Origin of the sequence: Nonomuraea sp. 3N208, from assembly GCF_052245935.1 — a bacterium.
GTDB lineage: Bacteria > Actinomycetota > Actinomycetes > Streptosporangiales > Streptosporangiaceae > Nonomuraea.
Map to the genome: position 1 here is coordinate 51,246 of NZ_JBQQBR010000039.1, position 19,624 is coordinate 70,869.

General features: G+C 68.0%; 18 protein-coding genes and 2 pseudogenes. 14 read left to right on the forward strand and 6 right to left on the reverse strand.

The features are described 5' to 3' along the window. The first annotated feature begins 7 nt into the window (after positions 1 to 7). From ACTWPT_RS44175 to ACTWPT_RS44185, 3 genes are all read left to right on the forward strand, one after another. Entirely contained in the window at positions 8 to 1,291 is a 1,284-nt protein-coding gene (locus tag ACTWPT_RS44175; protein ID WP_443183526.1) for an NAD(P)/FAD-dependent oxidoreductase, read from the forward strand. 195 nt (positions 1,292 to 1,486) lie between these two features. Beyond that, positions 1,487 to 2,371 (forward strand): LysR family transcriptional regulator, encoded by an 885-nt coding sequence (locus ACTWPT_RS44180; protein WP_443183527.1) that lies wholly within the window; start codon positions 1,487 to 1,489, stop codon positions 2,369 to 2,371. A 414-nt stretch (positions 2,372 to 2,785) separates the two neighbouring features. Continuing rightward, positions 2,786 to 3,178 carry an isocitrate/isopropylmalate family dehydrogenase gene (locus ACTWPT_RS44185; protein ID WP_443183584.1) on the forward strand — a complete coding sequence of 131 codons (393 nt, stop codon included), beginning with the start codon at positions 2,786 to 2,788 and terminating at the stop codon, positions 3,176 to 3,178. A 73-nt stretch (positions 3,179 to 3,251) separates the two neighbouring features. Here the strand turns inward: ACTWPT_RS44185 and solA are convergent, their stop codons facing one another. The 5 genes from solA to ACTWPT_RS44210 are packed head-to-tail and all read right to left on the reverse strand — an operon-like array spanning position 3,252 to position 7,405. Then, the gene (solA, locus tag ACTWPT_RS44190) at positions 3,252 to 4,397 is read right to left on the reverse strand and encodes an N-methyl-L-tryptophan oxidase (protein ID WP_443183528.1); all 1,146 of its coding nucleotides are present in this window, start codon (positions 4,395 to 4,397) and stop codon (positions 3,252 to 3,254) included. A 20-nt stretch (positions 4,398 to 4,417) separates the two neighbouring features. Beyond that, on the reverse strand, positions 4,418 to 5,821 hold the full coding sequence (locus ACTWPT_RS44195; protein ID WP_443183529.1) for an NAD(P)/FAD-dependent oxidoreductase: 1,404 nt from the start codon (positions 5,819 to 5,821) through the stop codon (positions 4,418 to 4,420). A 10-nt stretch (positions 5,822 to 5,831) separates the two neighbouring features. Further along, positions 5,832 to 6,167: an SDR family oxidoreductase gene (locus ACTWPT_RS44200; protein WP_443183530.1), complete on the reverse strand. Its 336-nt coding sequence runs from the start codon at positions 6,165 to 6,167 to the stop codon at positions 5,832 to 5,834. A gap of 13 nt (positions 6,168 to 6,180) precedes the next feature. Next, a complete protein-coding gene (locus tag ACTWPT_RS44205) occupies positions 6,181 to 6,666 on the reverse strand; it encodes a RidA family protein (protein WP_443183531.1) in 486 nt (161 codons plus the stop codon). Between the two features lie 58 nt (positions 6,667 to 6,724). Next, positions 6,725 to 7,405, reverse strand: a complete 681-nt coding sequence (locus tag ACTWPT_RS44210) for a haloacid dehalogenase type II (protein WP_443183532.1) — start codon at positions 7,403 to 7,405, stop codon at positions 6,725 to 6,727. A gap of 375 nt (positions 7,406 to 7,780) precedes the next feature. Between ACTWPT_RS44210 and ACTWPT_RS44215 the strand changes: the two genes are divergently transcribed. From ACTWPT_RS44215 to ACTWPT_RS44265, 11 genes and pseudogenes are all read left to right on the forward strand, one after another. After that, on the forward strand, positions 7,781 to 8,467 hold the full coding sequence (locus tag ACTWPT_RS44215; RefSeq protein WP_443183533.1) for a GntR family transcriptional regulator: 687 nt from the start codon (positions 7,781 to 7,783) through the stop codon (positions 8,465 to 8,467). Between the two features lie 938 nt (positions 8,468 to 9,405). Further along, entirely contained in the window at positions 9,406 to 9,879 is a 474-nt protein-coding gene (locus ACTWPT_RS44220) for a RidA family protein (RefSeq protein ID WP_443183534.1), read from the forward strand. Between the two features lie 126 nt (positions 9,880 to 10,005). Continuing rightward, entirely contained in the window at positions 10,006 to 11,115 is a 1,110-nt protein-coding gene (locus ACTWPT_RS44225) for an alanine racemase (RefSeq protein WP_443183535.1), read from the forward strand. Positions 11,116 to 11,164: 49 nt separating this feature from the next. Then, positions 11,165 to 11,899: an SDR family NAD(P)-dependent oxidoreductase gene (locus ACTWPT_RS44230; protein ID WP_443183536.1), complete on the forward strand. Its 735-nt coding sequence runs from the start codon at positions 11,165 to 11,167 to the stop codon at positions 11,897 to 11,899. A gap of 170 nt (positions 11,900 to 12,069) precedes the next feature. Beyond that, positions 12,070 to 12,290, forward strand: a pseudogene (locus ACTWPT_RS44235) (transposase); the annotation flags it as partial. A 60-nt stretch (positions 12,291 to 12,350) separates the two neighbouring features. Continuing rightward, complete coding sequence (locus ACTWPT_RS44240) at positions 12,351 to 13,454, forward strand: ABC transporter substrate-binding protein (protein ID WP_443183537.1); 1,104 nt, start codon at positions 12,351 to 12,353, stop codon at positions 13,452 to 13,454. After that, the gene (locus ACTWPT_RS44245) at positions 13,447 to 14,586 is read left to right on the forward strand and encodes an ABC transporter ATP-binding protein (protein ID WP_443183538.1); all 1,140 of its coding nucleotides are present in this window, start codon (positions 13,447 to 13,449) and stop codon (positions 14,584 to 14,586) included. Before ACTWPT_RS44240 ends, ACTWPT_RS44245 begins: the two co-directional genes overlap by 8 nt. A gap of 3 nt (positions 14,587 to 14,589) precedes the next feature. Further along, complete coding sequence (locus ACTWPT_RS44250; RefSeq protein ID WP_443183539.1) at positions 14,590 to 15,477, forward strand: ABC transporter permease; 888 nt, start codon at positions 14,590 to 14,592, stop codon at positions 15,475 to 15,477. Further along, the gene (locus ACTWPT_RS44255) at positions 15,474 to 16,340 is read left to right on the forward strand and encodes an ABC transporter permease (protein ID WP_443183540.1); all 867 of its coding nucleotides are present in this window, start codon (positions 15,474 to 15,476) and stop codon (positions 16,338 to 16,340) included. Before ACTWPT_RS44250 ends, ACTWPT_RS44255 begins: the two co-directional genes overlap by 4 nt. 60 nt (positions 16,341 to 16,400) lie before the next feature. Beyond that, a complete protein-coding gene (locus ACTWPT_RS44260) occupies positions 16,401 to 17,885 on the forward strand; it encodes an NAD-dependent succinate-semialdehyde dehydrogenase (protein ID WP_443183541.1) in 1,485 nt (494 codons plus the stop codon). A gap of 387 nt (positions 17,886 to 18,272) precedes the next feature. After that, positions 18,273 to 18,476: a hypothetical protein gene (locus ACTWPT_RS44265; RefSeq protein ID WP_443183542.1), complete on the forward strand. Its 204-nt coding sequence runs from the start codon at positions 18,273 to 18,275 to the stop codon at positions 18,474 to 18,476. A 193-nt stretch (positions 18,477 to 18,669) separates the two neighbouring features. Here ACTWPT_RS44265 and ACTWPT_RS44270 read toward each other — a convergent pair. After that, positions 18,670 to 19,616, reverse strand: a pseudogene (locus tag ACTWPT_RS44270) (isocitrate/isopropylmalate family dehydrogenase). Positions 19,617 to 19,624: the final 8 nt, after the last annotated feature.

A 19,624-nucleotide genomic window follows, 5' to 3' on the forward strand; every position in this document is an offset into this window, starting at 1 on the left:
ACCCACGATGAAACAGATCCCGTACTGGCTCGACACCGCTCCCCCGCTACCCGACCGGTCCGGCAGGCCGCTGCCGGACGAGGCCGACGTGGTGGTCATCGGCGGCGGGCTGACCGGCCTGTCCACCGCCCTGCACACCGCCGGCAGGGGCGCCCGGGTCGTCCTCGTCGAGAAGGACAAGGTCGGCTCGGGCGCCTCCGGGCGCAACGGCAGCATGTGCACCCAGGGCATCACCATCACCACCGGCCAGGCACGCGAACGCTACGGCCAGGAGCGCGCCCGCGAGCTGTACGACTCCTTCCGCCACGCCGTGGACCTCGTGGAGGAGCTGACGCTCAAGGAGGGCATCGACTGCGACTTCCGCCGCTCCGGCCGCTTGGGTGTCGCCTTCAAACCAGCCCACTTCGAGAAGATGCGTGCCAAGCAACGCGATCTCGCCGAGAACTTCGGCCACGAGACCACGCTCATCGGCCCCGGCGAGCTGCGTACCGAGCTGGGCTCGGACTACTACCACGGCGCGCTGCTCGACCCGCTCAGCGCGGGCCTGCACGTCGGCAAGTACGTGCACGGCCTGGCCGGGGCCGCTGAGCGCGCCGGCGCCGAGATCCACGAGCGCAACGCCGCCACTGAGTTGCGGCGCATGCCCGGTGGCGGCTTCGAGGTGGAAACGCTGAACGGCCTCATCCGGGCCAGGCAGGTCGTCGCGGCCACCGACGCCTACAGCGACGGCGCGCTGCCGTGGCTACGCAAGCGGCTCATCTGCGTCGGCAGCTTCATCATCGTCACCGAGCCGCTGGGCGAGGAGCTGGCCCGCGAGATCATCCCGAACGCGCGCCTGGTGGTCGACTCCAAGAACATCGGCCACTACATCCGGCTCACCCCCGACAACCGGCTCGCCTTCGGCGGCCGGGCCCGCTTCGCCCCGTCCGACCCGGCCTCCGACCGCAAGAGCGGCGCGGTGCTCAAGCGGGAGATGGCCGAGATCTTCCCCCAGCTCGCCAACGTCAAGATCGACTACGTGTGGGGCGGCAGCGTCGGCTTCAGCTACGACCGCGTCCCGCACGCCGGCGAGCAGGACGGCCTGTACTACTCGGGGGGTTACTGCGGCCACGGCGTGCAGATGGCCACCTACATGGGGCGTGCGCTCGCCGACATGATGGACGGCCGTCCCGAGGCCAACCCCTGGCGCGGGCTCGGCTTTCCCAAGGTGCCCGTGCCGTTCTACAACGGCACCGCCTGGTTCCTGCCGTTCGCCGGCGCGTACTACAAGGCGAAGGACCGCTTCCGCTGACTCGGCTTCCTCGCGGCCGGCGCCCCTGGCCGCGAGGAGCCTCTTGATGATCGCTTCCGAGCTACCGGACGAGACATCGGGTCCAAAGCGCCACACGGACCCGCGCCCGCACCGCCGTCGCCGGCCCATAGCCCGAGAACCATGGTCGGGACCAATCGAGTCGTCGGTTGATTTCTTGAGGGGGAGAGGGCGCGTATGGACATTCGGCAGCTGGAGTACTTCCTTGCGATTGTTGATCGTGGGGGGTTCAACCGTGCTGCCTCGGCTCTGTACGTGTCGCAGCCGTCGCTGTCGCAGGCCGTGCGGGCACTGGAGCGTGATCTCGGCTCCGAGCTGTTCCATCGCATCGGGCGTAGGGCAGTCCTGACGGAGGCCGGAAGGGCCCTGATCGAGCCTGCCCGGGAGGCCGTGCGGAGTCTGGAGACGGCGCGGGCGAGTGTCGCGGCGGTGCATGAGCTGCGTGAGGGGCGCCTGGATGTGGCATCCATGCCGTCTCAGGCGGTGGAGCCGCTGACGACCTTGGTGAGTGCCTTCAGCCACCGGTATCCCAGCGTCTCTGTGGCCATCAAAGCGGCGTTCACCTCGCGCGATGTGATCGACATGGTGCGCACGGGTGCCGTGGAGTTGGGGCTTTTGGCGTCCGCTGGTCCGGTCTCCGACAAGGAGGTCGCCTCACATGCGCTGGGGCGGCAGCGTCTTGTGCTGGTGGTGCCGGCCGACGGTCCGCTCCCTGATCGGACGGCGGTGGAGTGCCGGGAGCTTGCGGGACAGCGGCTGATCGTCGGGCAGCCGAGTACCGGGATGCGCGCCTACGTCGACGCGCTGCGGGAACAGGGCATCGAGTTCACCGTCGCCGCCGAGATCGAGCACCGCGTGTCGCTCATGCCCCTGGTACTGGCCGGGGTCGGGCTCGCGGTGGTCACGGATTCCTGGCGGGACATCGCCCGGCGACTGGGCGCCCGCGTCCTGGACATCGAGCCGAAGGCCACCTTGGACATCGCCCTCGTCAGCCGCCGCGGCCGCCTGTCCCCCGCAGCCGCCGCGTTCGTCACGGCCGCCACCTCGGCCGCCGACAGCTGATAGGCATGGCTTATAAGGCAGATCGACCAGCTGCGCGACAAGGATGCGATCCTGCTGGGCGCGGTGGGATACCCGAGGTGCCCGACCATGTCTCGCTGTGGGGGCTGCTGATCCCGATCCGGCGCAGCTTCCGCCAGTACGTCAACCTCCGGCCCATCTGCGTCTTCGAAGGCATCTACAGTCCGGTGCACGGCGCGCGGCCGGGCGAGGTCGAGTTTTCGTCGTGCGCGAGAACGTGGAAGGCGATTACAGCGAGGTCGGAGACCGGCACAACAGCGGTTTCCCGGACGAGATCGAACTGCAGGAGGCCGTGTTCACCCGGGCCGGCGTCATGCGCGTGCTGGACTACGCCTTCACGCTCGCCTCCCAGCGCGGCGGCCGGCTGTTGCCTGGGGCCAGGAGCACATCGACGCGCTGGCCGCGAAGTTCGTCCTCGACCCCGCCCGCTTCGACGTGGTCGTCGCCTCCAACCTCTTCGGTGACATCCTCAGCGACCTCGCGGCCGCGGTCGCCGGATCCATCGGCATCGCCCCGGCGGCCAACCTCAACCCCGAGCGTGACTTCCCCTCGATGTTCGAGCCGGTGCACGGCTCCGCGCCAGACATCGCGGGCCAGGGCATCGCTAACCCGCTGGGCGCGATCTGGTCTGCGGCCATGATGCTCGACCACCTCGGCCACCCCGCCGCGGCCAGGGACATCACGGACGCGATCGCCTCGGTCCTGGCCAAGACCGATATCCGTACCCGTGACCTGGGCGGAACCGCGACCACCGCCGAGTTCACCGACAAGGTGATCGAGCTCCTCTGAGCCATCTCTCCCTCGGTGGGCGGCAGGGACGACGCCGCCCACCGCTCACCGGCAGGCGGCGGAAGTTGGTGGGCTACCTGGTCTTGAACCGGTCCGGACGCACGAAGTCCAGGCCTTCGATGGTCTGTTTGCCGAGCGCCTCGTGTGCGGCGATGTGGCCATAGCCGGTGGCCATTTTGAAGCCTTTTCCGGAGAATCCGGTGGCACAGTAGACCCTGCTGTTCTCATCCAGCCAGCCGAGGAGGGGATGCCTGTCCTCGGTGAAAAGGTCGGGGAAGGCGTCGGAGCGCACGATGGTGGGGGTCAGGCCGGGGAAGAATTCGGTGACGGTCTCGGTGACCTTCTCGATTTCTTCCGGGGTGAGTTCTCTGGGCACGGAGTCCGGGTCGGAGGTTGTCCTTCCGCGCCCGTCCAGCGGTCCGTCCACCGATGCCTTGACCGTCACGCCATCGACGGCGGGTGCGCCGTACATGGAGCGATCGTCGTACAGTCGGCTGAAGACGGGGAATTTCTCTGGCGAGAACTGGGTGCCGTCCTGGGCGATGAACCAGGTCAGGACGATCCGATGGGTTTCCGTAACGGCCTTGAGGTGGTCGGGCATGAGCCTTCGGGACCAGCCGCCCGAGGCGACGATGACCTTCTCGAACGTCCAGGTTCTGTCGCCCGAGGCGACGACCACGCCGTGTTCGGCTTCGGTGATGCTGTCCACGGGTGTGTTCTGAAGGACGGCGGCGCCGCCTGCCTGGGCCGCCGCGACGGCAGCGCTGACGGCGCGGTCGGTGCGCAGAACGCCGGCGCGGGGGTCATAGATGGCGCAGTCGTCGGGGCGGAGATTGTGCTGGGGGTAGCGTTCCGCCATGTCCTCCCGGCTGAGGACGTAGTGCTCGGCTCCGGTGATGCGCGTTGCCTCGAGGAGGCTGTTGATGAAGCTGCCGTTCGCCGTCCCGATGGACAGCCCCCCGGTAGGCGTGAGGATGTCCTGCCCGGTTTCCGCTTCGAGCTCGGCCCAGAGGCTGCGGGAGCGTTCCAGGATGGGGTAGTAGTCGGGCTTCCCGAGGTAGACCATGCGGAACAGGCGGGTGTCCCCGCCCACGGCACTGCGGCCGTGGGCGGGGGTGGCGGCTTCGAAGCCCACTACCGAGTCGGACAGCCGGGAGGCCTGCCACAGGGCCATGCTTCCGATGCTGCCCAGGCCGATGACTGCGAGTTGTGCGTCCATGAGAGCAGTTTCCTTTTCGTTTACTCGTGAAGTCCGGCGAGTCTGCTGCCGAATTTGGCCAGGAGTGAGGTCTTGCTGGAACCCCTGCGTTCTTCCCACTGGTCGGCAATGTTGAAGAGCCGGTACATGGCGTGAACGCCCAGCCAGCGGATGGGTTCCGGTTCCCACTTCCGTGCCCGGTAGCCGACCCAGGGAAGGGTGGTCCGTTCGGTTTCCTTCTCGAAGGCGAGCTCCACGAGAGTCCTGCCGCCGACGTAGGCTGCCGTGACGCCGTGTCCTGCGTAGCCGGTGGACGATCCGATCCCGGATGCCGGGTCCCAGTGCACGCCGCCGTTCCAGTCACGCGTGACGCCCAGGACTCCCGACCAGGCGTGGTCCACCTCGAAAGGCAGGCCCGGGAAGAAGGAACTGAGCTTCTGCGAGATCAGGTCGATGGTGGACTGGGCGGTTGCACCGGCTCCCCCTGTGCCGGACCCGAAGCGGTAGGGGACACCGCGGCCCCCCATGGTGATACGGCCGTCCGATGTCCGTTGGGCGTAGATGAAGGTGTGCGCGGAGTCGTTGAGGCACTGGGGCCCGTCCCAGCCGATCTGCTGCCACGCCTCCTCCGGCAGGGGCTTGGTCACGATCATTGAGGAATTGACCGGGATCAGGGTCCGGCGGCCGAGCAGCTGTCCCGAATAGCCTTCGGTACAGATGAACGTCCTGGCAGCCGTGACGCGTCCGTCGGCCAAGGTGAGGGTCTTGCCCTCGACACTGTCCACTCGGCTGCCCTCGTAGATCCTGACCCCCATGGAGGTCAGGGTGTCGGCGAGGCCGTAGACGAGTTTCGCGGGGTGGAAGCGCGCGCAGTGCTTGTAGAAGAGCCCGCCGTGGACGGTGGAGATGTTGATCTGGGACTGGAACTCGTCCCGGTCGAGCATGTGGACTTCGTCGTCGGTCAGCCCGTACTTCAGGTCGGCATCACGTCTGGTGACAAGCCGGCCCAGCCCCGCCTCCGTGTGGGCGGCGACGAGCGCGCCCCCCTTGTGCTGATCCGCATCGATGCCCTCGGCCTGGAGGATGTCCAGGACCGCGTCGACGCCGGCGACGAACTCCTGCTGCAGCGCCCGGCTCGCCTCCAGCCCTCCCCCGGCGCGGGCGAAGGTGGCACGGTTTCCCGGAGGCATCGCCGAGAGCCAGCCGCCGTTGCGTCCTGATGCGCCGTAGCCCACCTGTTCGGCCTCGAAGACGGCGACCGAGAGCGACGGTTCGAGCTTCTTGGCGAAGTACGCCGTCCAGAGGCCGGTGTAGCCGCCGCCGACAATGGCCACGTCGACGGATTCCTGGCCGGTGAAGCGGGGGAACGAGGGCCTCTTGTCGGCCAGTTGGGCCACCCAGAAGCCAAGCTCTCCGTTTCGGGGTGGTGCCGCAAGGGCGTTCATGGTGTGTCCTTCATCTGTCTCTGGGACGCGTGGGCTGCTGCTGGAAAGCGGTGTGGCCGCCGTCGACGGGGTGCGTTGCCCCGGTGATGTCCGAGGACTCCGACGACGCGAGCAACAGGACGGCGTCGGCGATTTCCTCGGGAGTGGCGAGGCGTTGGAGCGGGATCTGCCCCTCACGCTCACGGCGGGTGGCCTCCGGGTCGTAGCTGCGCCGGAAGGACGCCTCGAAGACTCGTCCGACGCTGTCTTGCATCGCGTCGGCCAGCAGGATCTGCACCGGGTGTCGATCGTGCTGGCCGAGGGCGTCGAGTGCCTGTTGCAGCCGGGCCACCGCCGCACTGCTCATGATTGGCTCGCCGCTACACAGCGGTGCAGATGACCTGGATCTCGACAGGGGTGTTGAGCGGCAGCCCGGCGACACCGATCGCGGTGCGGGCGTGGCGTCCGTTCTCACCCAGTACCTCGATGAGCAGTTCACTGGCCGCGTTGGCGACCTGCGACTGCTCACCGAAGTCCGGCGTGCTGGCCACGAAGACCAGCATCTGCACGATCCGGACCCGGTCCAGATCGCCCACCGCCTGCACGGCGGCAGCGAGGCAGTTGAGCGCGGCATGGCGCGCGAGTGACCGCGCTGTCTCCAGCTCCACGTCCCGGCCGACAACGCCCCTCCCCAGCAGCTCGCCGTCCTCGAACGGGAGTTGGCCGGAGAGGTGGATGGTGGAGCCCACCGTCCGGTGGGGCACCAGGTACGTGGTGCCGGCGAGGACGGGTAGCTTCAGTCCCAGGGCCTGGAGCCTTTCTGAAGCCGAGTCACCCTTGACGGTTTGAGGCAGGGGCTGACTCACACCGCCACCGCCTTGCTGTGGATCATTTCCTCAGTTCTCCGCTCGGGCGTCAGGGGCATCAGGGGCGCGGCAGGCCGAAGAGGACCGGGAGGTCGGCGATGTCGGTGATCCGCTCGTAGCCGAGCCAGTGCTCGTCGTGCTCCCAGCCGCGGTCCATGTACACCTTGTTCTTGATGCCCATGATGGCCGCGGAGCGGTGGTCGTACATGGGGCTCGCGGAGACGTGCACGAGCTCGTCGGGTGTCACGCCGAGCTTGTCAAACGTGTACTCGAAGGCGCGGAGTCGCGGCTTGTAGACGCCCATCTCCTCGGCGCTGATGACGTCTGCGAACGGGGCCTTGAGGTTCTCCGCGAGGCGCACGGCGTGCGCGGTGTCGCTGTTGGTGATGATGACCAGCGGGACCGCCTCGGCCAGGCGGTTCAGCGCCTCGGTTACACCGGGGTACGGGCCCCAGGTGGGGATGGTCTCGTACACCTCGCGCGCTTCGTCCTCGCGGTACTCGAGGCCGACGCTGCGCGAGGCGCGTTCCATGGAACGAGCGACGACCTGGTGGAACGGCTGGTACGCGCCCGTGCACTCGTCGATCCGGTACGCCTTGCAGATCCGCAGGTAATCATCGGCGACCTCGGCCGGCAGTCGGTCGCCCAGGACCTCACGCATCGCGTCGTTGATGCTGAACTTGATCAGCGTTCCGTTCATGTCGAACGTCACGAACTTGGGCTTGACATCGAATCCCACGAGTCCTCCTAGTGCTTCAGCGGAGCGGCCTGGTGCTCTGGTCGATTGTCGACCATGTAGTCGATTGTCGACTAAGCGGGGATTGACTGTCAACAACTTCATGGCCAGTCGCGGGCTCTCTCGAACCGCTGTCTGCCCCTGTTCCTCGGTCCTCCTCTCCGTCGTAGCCATGAGCCTCTTGGCGAAAATCGCGTCTCTAGGCGATTCCGGTCTGTCAGCTTCGGCTCGAGTAACTGACCAGCATGTTCAGGCCGGACCGGCCTCTAGGGGCCCCGAAATTACGCGGAACGCGGGTTGAGGTGTGGATGCAAAACCTGCAGAGGTATAGTCGACAAACGACCAAGTGGTCGACAAGCACCGAGGGAAGGCAACGGGGTGGACCACAAGTTCGAGTGGCAGGAGCAGCGGATGACGACGCCGGACGGCGTCTACCGCACACTGCGTGCCGCCATCCTCGACGGGACCGTACCTCCTGGTGGCCAGCTGCGCGAGGCGCACATCGCCGCGGATCTCGGGATCAGCCGGTCACCGCTGCGCGAGGCGCTGACCAAGCTGGAGGAGGAAGGGCTCGTCGTAAAGATCCCCTACCGTGGGGCGTTCGTCGTAGAGGTGAGCGCTCGCGAGGTCGCCGAGATCGACTCGGTCCGGCTACGTGTCGAACCGTACGCCGCCGAGCTCTCGGCCGAAGCACTACGCGGTCCTGAGCGGTCTCAGTTGCTGCAAACCGTGGAGGATCTCCACCGGGCAATGGAGAAGGGCGACATCCCGGCCAGCATCGACGCGCACCTTCGCTTCCACAGGCTCTTCTACGATCTCTCGGGGCACGGCATCCTGCAGAGTCTTTGGAACGGCTGGGAGACCAAGCTGCGCCTCTACCTCAGCGTCGATCACCGCACTTACAGCGACAACCCGCATCAGTTGGTCGTCGAGCACGAGAGGTTGGCCGCGGTTGCCCTGGAAGGCGACCCCGACGCGTTCCGCCAGGAACTGGCTGCCCATTTCCCAATGGGGCTGCGAGCCCAGACGAGAGATTCAGGGGAACGCACGCCCCGGCAGGTATGAGGCCATGCCGCCTGCGTGAAGTGTCCAAGCCCGCTCGCCACCGTGACGTTGTAGACCAAAGCCGAAAATTCAAGGATCAAGCCCGCACTGTCAACGCGATCTTGTAGCGGATCTTGAGTGAGGGTTGCCGGTTGCCCGGTTGCCGGTCGCTGGTCGCCGGGCGCCGGGCGCCGGCGCGGTGGGACCGGTAGGGGGCGACGGGGCGTTTACGGCTGCGGGGGTAGCTGTGCGGGCGGGTCCGTTCTTCGAGGAGAGGGCGGGGCGTGGCGGCCTTGTGTCAAGCACAAACATCGGACTCATTCATCTAGGTGTCGTCGGCGGGCGTGGATCTGCGGCTCCATGCCGCGCGGGCCGCGTGAGTGCAGGAACCGGCCTGCACAGCGCCAGCTGGTGACCAACCCGCACGGGAGACGGCGGTTTCAGCGGGTGGACGCGAAGCGACACAGCTCGGTGCGGCTGGTGCCCTCCAGGCAGGTCACCGTCAGCACCGGCTCCACCACCCGCTCGGACATCACCTGCCTGCGGGTCATCACGGAGGTACCTGGCGCGGCCCTTATCCGGGCGAGGTAGGGGCGTCAAAGCTTCGGTCCGTCAGCAACAGCATGCCCGCCAGCAGGGTTCCCAGCAGGCGGAGACCGATGAGCCGGGTCGCGGCGTCGGCCGTCGCTTCCAGCAGCGGCGGGTCGAGCCACACGTGGTGTTCCGAGGTCGCACTCGAGGCTGAAGTTTGTATTGACAGTGCTCGACGGGCACGCATATGGTCGACAAACGACAATACAGTGGGCTGTTTTAGCCATCGTGCGACGTTTGTCCGCAACTGTTACTCGAGAGGAGAACCGAGTGCAGATGATCAAGATTCGTACGAAGCGGGTTCTCGTGGCCAACTGTGTGGGTTTGTGCTCTGTTCCGTCCGCGGAGATGGCGCGATGAGCCAGTCCGTGACTTCGGCAGCGAACACCGACTCGGCTTCCGATCGGCTCCAGGCATTGGGTCTGGCCCTTCCCGAGCTCCGTGACAACCCGTACTACGTGCACCACCGGAGTGTGGATTCCAGCATCTACATTTCGGGCCAACTGCCTTACAAGGACGGTTGGCTGCTGGGGCAGGGCATTGTCGGCCGGGACGTCGAACTGGAGACGGCGCGGGAGCTCGCGCGCCATGCCGCGCTCAACGCGCTCGCTGCCGCTGTGCAGGCGGTGGGCGACCTGGACCGGGTCCGGATCGTGCAGATGCTGCTCTTCGTGGCCAGTACGCCGGACTTCGGTGAGCAGTCGAACGTCGCCAACGCGGCCAGTGAACTGCTCATCGAGGTGCTGGGCGAGAACGGACGGCACGCTCGCACTGCGATCGGTGTGGCCGGACTACCGCTCAACAGTCCGGTCGAGATCCAGATGGTCTGCACCGCGGTGTAGGCCGGGGCACGACGGTGGTGTGGCGCGAGCACGCGCGATGTCGCGGGCCGCGCGCGTTCGGCATCCAGGGGGAGTCAGCACCCGCGCCCCCCGATCATTTCCAGGCAGAACCACAAGGAGGGCAGCGTGAACCGGCTGCAACGAGCACTCGACGCTCTGGCCGAGCGGATCGACACCCCCGCGCCGATCGTGCTGGTCGACGTCATGCAGGGCAACATCGAGCGCATTCAGGGCTTCGCCGACCAGCACAACCTCAAGGTCAGGCCGCACGTCAAGACGCACAAGTGTGTGGAGATCGGGCGGCGTCAGGTGAAGGCCGGCGCGGTCGGGATCACCGCGGGCAATGTCGGTGAGGCTGAGGTCTTCGCCGCGGCCGGATTCGACGACATCTTCCTCGCCTACACGATCTGGCCCGCGGGAACGAAAGGCACCCGGATCCGCCGGCTCGCCGAGTCCGCCCGGCTGCGGGTCGGCGTCGACAACGTGCCGGCGGTCGAGGCCCTGGCCGACGCGATGGGAGACGAACCCGACCGGCTGCAGGTCGTGATCGAGGTCGACTGTGGCGCCCGTCGTTCCGGGGCGCCGCCCGAGGCTGCGGGCGACCTCGCGCTCGCCGCCCGCAAGCGCGGTCTGGTGCCGGTGGGCGTCTTCACCTATCCAGGTCACGGCGGCGCCGGTCGGGACGCTCGCCGGCGCGCCGCGCAGGACCAGGAAGCCGCGCTCATCACCGCGGTACGCAGCCTCGCCGACGTCGGGGTCACCGCACAGGTGGTCAGCGCCGGCTCCACTCCCACCCTCGAGTTCTCCACCAGCAGCAGCGTGATCACCGAGATCCGTCCCGGCGAGTACGTCTTCGGCGATCTGAACAACACCCGGCTGGGCGCCTGTACGGACGACCAGATCGCGCTGTTCGTCGCCGGCACCGTGGTCAGCGACTGGGTCCCCGACCAGGTCATCCTCGATGTGGGCACCAAAGCCCTCAGCCGTGAAGGCAGCCCCGAGCTCGGCTACGGCGGCATCGCCGGCACGAAGGCAGTCCTGTCCAAGCTCAACGAATACCACGGATTCCTCCCGCTGCCGGACGGCGAGTTCCGCCCCAGCGTCGGCACCGTCGTACCGGTGGTGCCGAACCACGTATGCCCGGTCGTCCTCGGTTTCGAGGAACTGATCGTCACCGACAGCACGGGCACGTCGCTGCAGCGCTGGCCGGTCGACGCCCGCGGATTCCTCAACTGACCGGCCCCGAGCCCGCAACCCGACCGACCTCCCCCAAGGAGTGCCTGACATGAGACTCAACAACGTGGCGGCCCTGGTGACCGGCGCCAGCAGTGGCATCGGGCAGGCGGTGAGTTCCCACTTCCGCCGCGAGGGGGCGCGGCTGCTGCTCACCGGCCGCAGGGAGCGGCTCGACAGCGCTGAGCCCGACGACCTGTACGTTCCCGGAGACCTCAATGACGAGGCGTTCGTCGAGCACCTGGCCAAGCAGACTGCGGAGTCCTTCGGCACCGTCGACGTCGTCGTCCTCAACCACGGCCTGCAGGCCGTCAGTCCGCTCACCGAGATGGCCTACGGCGACGCGAAGAATGTGCTCGAGAGCAACCTGCTCAGCGCGTTCCTGGTGATGAAGCACTTCGCGCCGCTGATGCCCGAGACAGGGGGATCGTTCGTCTGCGTCAGTTCACGGCTCGGCATGGTCGGCAAGTCCGGGGAAGTCTTGTATTCCGCCGCCAAGGGAGGCCTGATCATGCTGGCCAAGGGCGCGGCGATCGAATGGGCCCCGCGCAACATTCGCGTCAACGTCGTCGCTCCGGGCTTGACCGCCACCCCGATCATCGAAGCGTCGTTCCAGCGCAACCCCGACCCCGAGGCCTACCGCCGCGAGCGCGAGAACCAGATCCCGCTCCAACGCCTCGCCACCCCCGAAGAGGTCGCCGACGCGGTGCTCTTCTTCGCATCATCGGAGTCGTCGTACGTCACCGGATCGGTCCTCCCGGTCGACGGCGGGTACACCGCTTTCTGAATACCCTGCTGGGCATCACCACTCGCCTTCTGCCTCGGGCGACCGCCGATTGCAGCATGACCGATCGACCACGAGTCGAGCGCATGCCCCGATCGCCGCACTCGAACTGCGCCACCCACAGTGCGCCCGTGCCGAGGACCGCATCCGCGCCACCCCGGCCACCCCGACGCGTCACGCTGAGGACCGCCGCCACCCTGCTGGTCACCGCCTGCGACGGCTCCAGCTTCCCCACCGCCGCTCACCCCGCCTTCTAGCCGGCGTCGCCTCGACAACAAGGTCGTCGGGGACTTCGATCCACGGCGAACACCCGACCAGAAGCGGCGACCGGCAACGCAAGCGGGCGGTGCTTCTGTCCGCGTTCGCCGCCCTGCACGATCTCGCCCCCCGCACCTGCCAGGTAAAGCCCCCCGCACAGTTCGGTCCCACGCGTCCCTAGATGAGGAGTATTGCCATGAGTGATTCCATGATCGGTCGTAGAGCGCTTCTGCGCGGAGCCGGCGGCCTGGCCGCCCTCGCCGCCGTGCCCTCGATCGCCGCCTGCGGCACCGGCACGAGCCGTGTCTCGTCCGGCGGAGGCAAGGGCGGCGGCAAGACGGTGGTCGTCCGCGACAGCGGCGGTTCCTATGGCGCGGCCCTGCAGAAGGCGATCTACACGCCGTTCACTCAGGAGACCGGCATCAGCGTCAAGGTGCTCAACCTGGACGACGCCCCGCTGCTGGCCCAGATCAAGCAGGGCCGCCCACAATGTGACCTCATCAACAACTCGATGATGTCTCACTTCAAGTACGTGGCGCAGGACGCTCTGGAGACGCTGGACCCCGACCGGATCAAGAGCCTGAAGAGCGCGAAGATCCCCGAGAACCAGATCACCGACCATGCCATCGGCCACAGCTTCTATGGTCAGTGCATCGCGTACCGCACCGACGCCTTCGGCGGCCGCAAGCCCGAGTCGTGGGCGGACTTCTGGGACACCAAGGCGTTCAAGGGCGCCCGCTCGATGGTCAACCCGGACGGTGACCTGCCCGAGCTGGAGTTCGCGCTGCTGGCCGACGGCGTCCCGATGGACCAGCTGTATCCGCTCGATGTGGACCGCGCCTTCAAGGTGCTGACCCGGCTGCGGCCCGAGATCAAGAAGTTCTGGGACAGCGGCCCGCTGCCCGGTGTGCTCCTCAGCCGCCAGGAGGTGACGATGTCCACCGTCTGGGACGGCCGCCTCGCCGATCTGCAAAAGCAGGGTGTCCCGGTCGCACGGCAGCTCAACGGCATGCGCCGCCAGTTCTCGGGCTACGCCATCGCCAAGGGCGCGGCCAACCTGGACGGCGCCTACCAGCTCATGGACTTCTCGCTGCGTGCCGAGATCCAGGCCAACCTGGCCAAGGCCTTCCCGTCGAACCCGGCATCTCCGCTTGCCTACGAAAGGCTCACCGAGGACGAGCGCAACGCACTTGCCGGTGCGCCGCAGTACTACGACAAGGGCTTTGACGCGGACATCGACTGGTGGCTGAAGAACGAAGCGGCCGTCAGCAAGCGCTGGCTGGGGTGGGCTCGTGGCTGAATTCGGTGTGATCAGACCGTCCGTCGAGGTGGCCGGCGTCAAGCCGGCCACCTCGACCGGCAAACCGCTGTCAGTGGTAGCCCTGCGCAAGACGTACGGTGACGTCGTCGCCGTCGACGAGGCGTCCATGGAGATCACGGCCGGGGAGTTCGTCACCTTCCTCGGCGCCTCCGGGTCGGGTAAGACCACGACCCTGATGATGATCGCCGGTTTCTGCGAGCCGGATTCCGGCACCATCACCGTCGGGGGCCGCGACGTGACCCGGCTGGCCCCGCAGAAGCGGAACCTCGGTTTCGTGTTCCAGCAGTACCTGCTCTTCCCGCACATGAGCGTGAGCGAGAACGTCGCCTTCCCGCTCACGCTGCGCGGAGTGCCCAAGGGCGAGATCCGCAGGCGGGTCGGGGAGACGCTGGAGATCGCGGGCCTGTCCGGGTTCGGCGGCCGCAAGCCGCGCGAGCTGTCCGGTGGTCAGCAGCAGCGCGTCGCTCTGTGCCGGGCGCTGGTCTACCGCCCGCCGGTCATCCTCATGGACGAGCCGCTGGGCGCGCTGGACAAGAAGCTGCGCGACCAGCTCCAGGTGGAGATCAAGACCATCCAGCAGGAACTCGGCCTGACCGTCATCTACGTGACGCACGACCAGGAAGAAGCGCTGGTCCTGTCCGACCGCATCGCGGTGATGCGCAACGGCAGGATCGAGCAGTTCGACACCCCGCGGGAGCTGTTCGAGCGGCCGAAGACCCCCTTCGTCGCCGACTTCCTCGGCGCAGCCAACTTCCTGCCCGGCCGCATCGAGCAGCACACCGACGAGTACACCCTGGTCCGCCTCGACGAGTCCGGCGGCCTGCTGAAGGCACGGCGCCACCAGCTGGCCTCCGGCACCCCGGTCAAGGTCGCCGTCCAGCCGGGCCGGCTGCGGGCCTGTGCCACCGACGACGGCTTTTGTACCGGCGCGGTGGAGAGCGCCACGTACGTGGGCACCCTGGTCCGCGCGGGTGTGCGGGTCGATGGCGGTGACTCTCCGCTGTTGCGCCTGGAAGTACCGGCCGGCCGCGGCCCCGTCACCGGCGAGCGGGTCGGGATCAGCGCCGACGCCGACGACGTCAACCTCTTCCCCAGCGAACAGGACGGGTGAGCCATGGCCGCCCTCACCGCCACCGCCCATCCGCGCAAGCTCCTGGCCTCGCGCAAGACCCGCGTCGGGATCCTCTACGCGCTGCCGGTCGTCGTGTACCTGCTGGTGCTGTTCGTCTACCCGATCTTCACCACGCTGTTCCTCAGCCTGAAGAACGCCGACGGGTCGCTGACCCTGCACTGGTACGTCGACGCGCTGACGGGCGTCAACCTCTCGGTCCTGTTCACCACGCTGCGGATCTCCGCCGAGACGGCGCTGTTCAGCCTCGTCATCGGGTTCCTCCTGGCGAACGCGATCTCCCGGCTGAAGCCCCTGTGGGCCGCATTGGCGATGCTGATCGTCGTCGTCCCGCACTTCATCAGCGCCCTGGTGCGCACCTACGGCTGGATCATCCTGCTGGGTGACAAGGGCCTGGTGAACGAGATCCTGGCCGGCCTGTCGCTACCGGGGACGCCGTTCCAGCTGCTCTACAACGAACTCGGCGTGGTCATCGGCACCACCTCGATGATGCTGCCCTACACCGTGCTGCTGCTGTACGGGGTGATGCGCGGTGTGGACCGGCGGCTGCTCGCCGCCGCGGCCAGCATGGGCGCGGGAGGCGTGACGATCTTCCTCCGGGTCTATCTGCCGCTGGTCGCCCCTGGCCTTGCCAGTGCCGGACTGCTCAGCTTCATCCTGTCGCTGGGCTACTACATCACCCCGGCCCTGATGGGCGGACCCAACCAGACGATGATCGCCACCCTCATCAACCAGCAGGTGACGAAGGACAACCAGTGGAACGGGGCGGCCGCACAGGGAGTCATCCTGCTGCTGCTCACCATCGCCGGACTGCTGCTGGTCAAGCTCGTCAGCTCCCTCGGCGCCGGCGCCAAGAAGAGGAGCGCGTCATGATGGAGCTGCGCAAGACCCTCGCCGGGCGGATCGCCCTGACCGCCATCGCCACCGTGATCCTGCTGTTCCTGGCGCTGCCGATCGTCGTCATCCTCGTCACCTCCTTCAGCAACAACGCCTTCGCTCAATTCCCGCCGGAAGTGTGGACGCTGAACTGGTACAAGGGCCTGTTCGCCGACGGCAGCAAGTGGCCGGCCGCGCTGTCACTGAGCGCCCTGGTCGCCGCCCTGAGCACCGTGTTCTCGATGATCATCGGTGTGACCGCGGCGACCGCCCTCACGCGCAGCGAACTGCCGCTGCGCTCCGCGGTCTACGCCCTGGTCCTCGGACCGCTGGTCATCCCGCAGATCGTCACCGCGCTGGGCCTGTTCCTGCTCTTCGAGCCCGCCGCGATGCTGGGCAGCCCGATCGCGATCGCCCTGGGGCACACCGTGCTGGCCTCGCCGATCGCGGTGCTGATCCTGATCGCGACCCTGCGCGGGATCGACGAACGGCTGGAGGACGCAGCCGCGAGCATGGGCGCCGGCCGCCTGACCATCGCCCGGAAGATCACCTTCCCCCTCGCCGCCCCCGGAATGCTCGCGGCGGCGATCTTCTCCTTCATCACCAGCTTCGACGAGTTCTACATCTCCCAGTTCCTCTCCTCGGTCGACACCGTCACCCTGCCCGTGCGGGTCTACAACTCGCTGACCTTCGAGATCGACGCCAGTGTGACCGCGGTCAGCGCGATCTTCATCGCCTTCGCGATCCTGGCCCTCGGCCTGGTGGCCCTGGTGCGCTGGCTCGGTTCCGGGCGGCAGGACTCGCTGCTGTCGGTCGAGAGCACGGTAGGGGTCGCCACTCCGGGAGGCGAGGCCGTATGACCACCCAGCGCTCGTGCTCCCGTGGCACACCATTCTGCGATCATCGAAAGGGCCATGCGCATGACTGACATGCTTACCGCTCCCTCGTGGGAGTCGGCAGTCCTGGAATCCGTCCCTCGTGGTTTCCTCGCCCACGACTGGCAACCCGCCACCGACGGGCGCACCTTCGAGGTGCGCAACCCCGCAACCGAAGAAGTCATAGCCACCGTCGCCGACTGCGGCGCACAAGACGCGTTGAGTGCACTGGACGCGGCGGCCGCGGCCGCCGACGGGTGGGCCTTCACCAGCCCGCGGGACCGCGCGACCGTCCTGCACCGGCTCACCGACGCCATGACCGAGCACCGTGAGCGTCTGGCCCGGATCATCACCCTGGAGATCGGCAAGACGATCACGGAAGCCCGGGGCGAGGTCGACTACGCCGCAGCCTATTTCCGCTGGTACGCCGAGGAGGCAGTCCGCCAGCACGCTCGCAGCACCCCCTCCCCGGACGGCAAGAGTCACATCGTCACCGTCGCCGAACCGGTCGGGCCCTGCCTGCTGATCACTCCGTGGAACGTGCCGCTGGCCATGGCCGCCCGCAAGGTCGCCGCCGCCCTGGCCGCAGGCTGCACCGCCGTGCTCAAACCGGCTGGGCTCACCCCGCTGTCCTCCCTGGCGCTGGGCGAGCTGGCGCGCGAGGCCGGCGCGCCTCCAGGTGTCCTGACCGTGATCACCAGCAGCGACCCGGCAGCGGTCACCATGCCACTGCTGGCCGACCCCCGGCTGCGCAAGCTGTCGTTCACCGGGTCCACCTCGGTCGGCAGACTGCTGCTTCAGCAGAGCGGTGCGCGGGTGCTGCGCACCTCGATGGAGCTGGGCGGCAACGCGCCGTTCCTGGTCTTCGACGACGCCGACCTCGACCTCGCGGTCCGCGAAGCGATGATCGCGAAGATGCGGCTGGGCGGCCAGTCCTGTGTCGGCGCCAACCGATTCCTGGTCCAGGAGCAGATCGCCGATGTGTTCGCCGCGGCGATGGCCGAACGGATGGCCGCCACCCGGGTGGGCCCCCCGGACCGGGAGGACACCGGCCTCGGCCCGCTGGCCGACCACCGGGCGGTGGACAAGGTCCGCCACCTCGTCGAGGACGCCGTGGCCCGTGGTGCCGTTGTCATCGCCGAGGCGGACATCCCTGACGGGCCGGGCTGCTACGCCGCCCCGACTGTGCTGGACCACGTCCCCGCCGACGCCGCGATCATGCACGAGGAAGTCTTCGGACCCGTCGTCGCCATCCACCGGTTCTCCACCGAGGCCGAGGCCATAGCGGTGGCCAACAACACCGAGCACGGCCTCGCGTCGTACCTGATGACGTCCAACATCGACCGCGCCCGCCGGGTCGCCGCCCGTTTGCAGGCCGGAATGGTCGGCATCAACCGCGGCCTGGTCTCCGACGTCGCAGCACCCTTCGGCGGGATCAAGCAATCCGGCCTGGGCCGCGAAGGCGGCCCCGAAGGCCTCCACGAATACCAGCAGCTCAAGTACCTGTCGATGCCCGGCTTTCACACCTGAGCGAGCCGGACCCAAGCGCAGAGCTCGCCCGCGTCCTGGCCGGGGAGCGGCGGGGGCGACGATCCGTTCGGCGACGGCCACCAGCAGCGCGGCTAAGTTCACCTTGGTGGCCGCGAAGCCTCTGGCAGCCTGATGTCGCCGGTCTGGACCGCCCGGACGAATCTCCGACAGGAACGGCGCCGTGAAGCAGTTCCCGCTGCTGGTGCCTGCCCCGCAGTACCTGGTCACCGACGGCAAGGGCATCCTGCAGAAGCTGGGCACCGTCTCCGGCGTGACGCAGCCACGGCAGCCCGGTGGGGAGCCTCGGTTCTTCCCCACCGGGTTGACCCCTTGTAGGCGTACACATGAACGTGCACAGCCGCGCCCGGCGTCGAGCAGGACGTCGGCGTGCTTCAGGAGCGGGACGTACCGCGAGTCCTCGAAGTGTGCACTGCGGAAGATCCGGGACTCGCCACCGGCGGCACTGCGGTCGTGGCCGGGGGCGAACCGGTCGTATCCGACGACCTCGGCGCCGCGGGCCGCCAGCCGCCAAGCGGCCTGGCTGCCCATCGTTCCGACGCCGACGACGGCGACGCGCTTCCTCTCAGCTGACACAGGACTTTCCTTTCGTATCGCCGGGGCGCATGCTGTGCCCTCGACGTGAGGCTGTTCGATTTGAGGTGGTTTGGACGGGAGCCGGGCCCTGCGGGGCCCACGGCTCACAACCGCCCCTTGTCTCGCAGTTCCGGCTTTGGGATCCCAGTACGGCGGTGTACTCGGCTGCGGTTCCGAAGGGCCGGGACGGTCAGAGAAGTTCCAGCAGCTTCTCGGTGAACTCGTCGGTCGTCGCCGTGCCGCCCAGGTCGCGGGTTCGCACATCCGACTTGGCCAGGACGGCGGTGATGGCGTTGTCGATGTCCCGGGCGGCCTCGGGGTGGCCGAGGTGGTCGAGCATCATGGCCGCAGACCAGATCGCGCCCAGCGGGTTGGCGATGCCCTGGCCCGCGATGTCTGGCGCGGAGCCGTGCACCGGCTCGAACATCGAGGGGAAGTCACGCTCGGGGTTGAGGTTGGCCGCCGGGGCGATGCCGATGGATCCGGCGACCGCGGCCGCGAGGTCGCTGCGGCGGCCCACTCGGCGATCAGCTCGTCCCAGAACGGCATGGTGTGGATGATGCCGTTGGACTTGGTGGCGGAGGTGAGCTTCCCTCGGCGGCGAGCGGCGAGCGAGAACGCGTAGTCGGCGATCCGGGTGACCCCGGCCCGGGTGAACACCGCTTCCTGGACGTCCAGTTCCTCGCGCGTGCCCTGGTTCAGCCGTCCGCCGATCTCGCTGTACTCGCCCTCGACGTTCTCCCGCACGACGACGAGATCGACCTCGCCCGCGGCGGCGCTGCGCAGCGGGCTGTCCACGCCCTCGAAGACCCGGATCGGCCGCAGGTTGACGTACTGGCGGAAGGTGCGGCGGATGGGGATCAGCAACCCCCACAGCGAGACGTGGTCCGGCACGCCCGGGTAGCCGACGGCGCCCAGCAGGATCGCGTCCGCCTCGCGCAGCCGGTCCAGGCCGTCCCCGGGCATCATCGAGCCCTCGCACACATAGCGCTCGCAGGACCAGTCGTAGGAGGTGTAGGAGAAGCCGATTCCGTGGCGGCGGCCGACGGCGTCCAGGACTCGCCGGGCGGGCGGCAGGACCTCGGTCCCGATACCGTCACCGGGGATGAGGGCGATGCGGTGGTTCTGGATCGTCATACGGTCGA

Coding starts and splice junctions, on each gene's coding strand:
- ACTWPT_RS44175 (WP_443183526.1), top strand. CDS start 8: ATGAAACAGATCCCGTACTGGCTCGACACCGCTCCCCCGCTACCCGAC.
- solA (WP_443183528.1), bottom strand. CDS start 4,397: ATGGACGCACAACTCGCAGTCATCGGCCTGGGCAGCATCGGAAGCATG.
- ACTWPT_RS44180 (WP_443183527.1), top strand. CDS start 1,487: ATGGACATTCGGCAGCTGGAGTACTTCCTTGCGATTGTTGATCGTGGG.
- ACTWPT_RS44240 (WP_443183537.1), top strand. CDS start 12,351: ATGAGTGATTCCATGATCGGTCGTAGAGCGCTTCTGCGCGGAGCCGGC.
- ACTWPT_RS44260 (WP_443183541.1), top strand. CDS start 16,401: ATGACTGACATGCTTACCGCTCCCTCGTGGGAGTCGGCAGTCCTGGAA.
- ACTWPT_RS44250 (WP_443183539.1), top strand. CDS start 14,590: ATGGCCGCCCTCACCGCCACCGCCCATCCGCGCAAGCTCCTGGCCTCG.
- ACTWPT_RS44255 (WP_443183540.1), top strand. CDS start 15,474: ATGATGGAGCTGCGCAAGACCCTCGCCGGGCGGATCGCCCTGACCGCC.
- ACTWPT_RS44195 (WP_443183529.1), bottom strand. CDS start 5,821: ATGAACGCCCTTGCGGCACCACCCCGAAACGGAGAGCTTGGCTTCTGG.
- ACTWPT_RS44230 (WP_443183536.1), top strand. CDS start 11,165: ATGAGACTCAACAACGTGGCGGCCCTGGTGACCGGCGCCAGCAGTGGC.
- ACTWPT_RS44200 (WP_443183530.1), bottom strand. CDS start 6,167: ATGAGCAGTGCGGCGGTGGCCCGGCTGCAACAGGCACTCGACGCCCTC.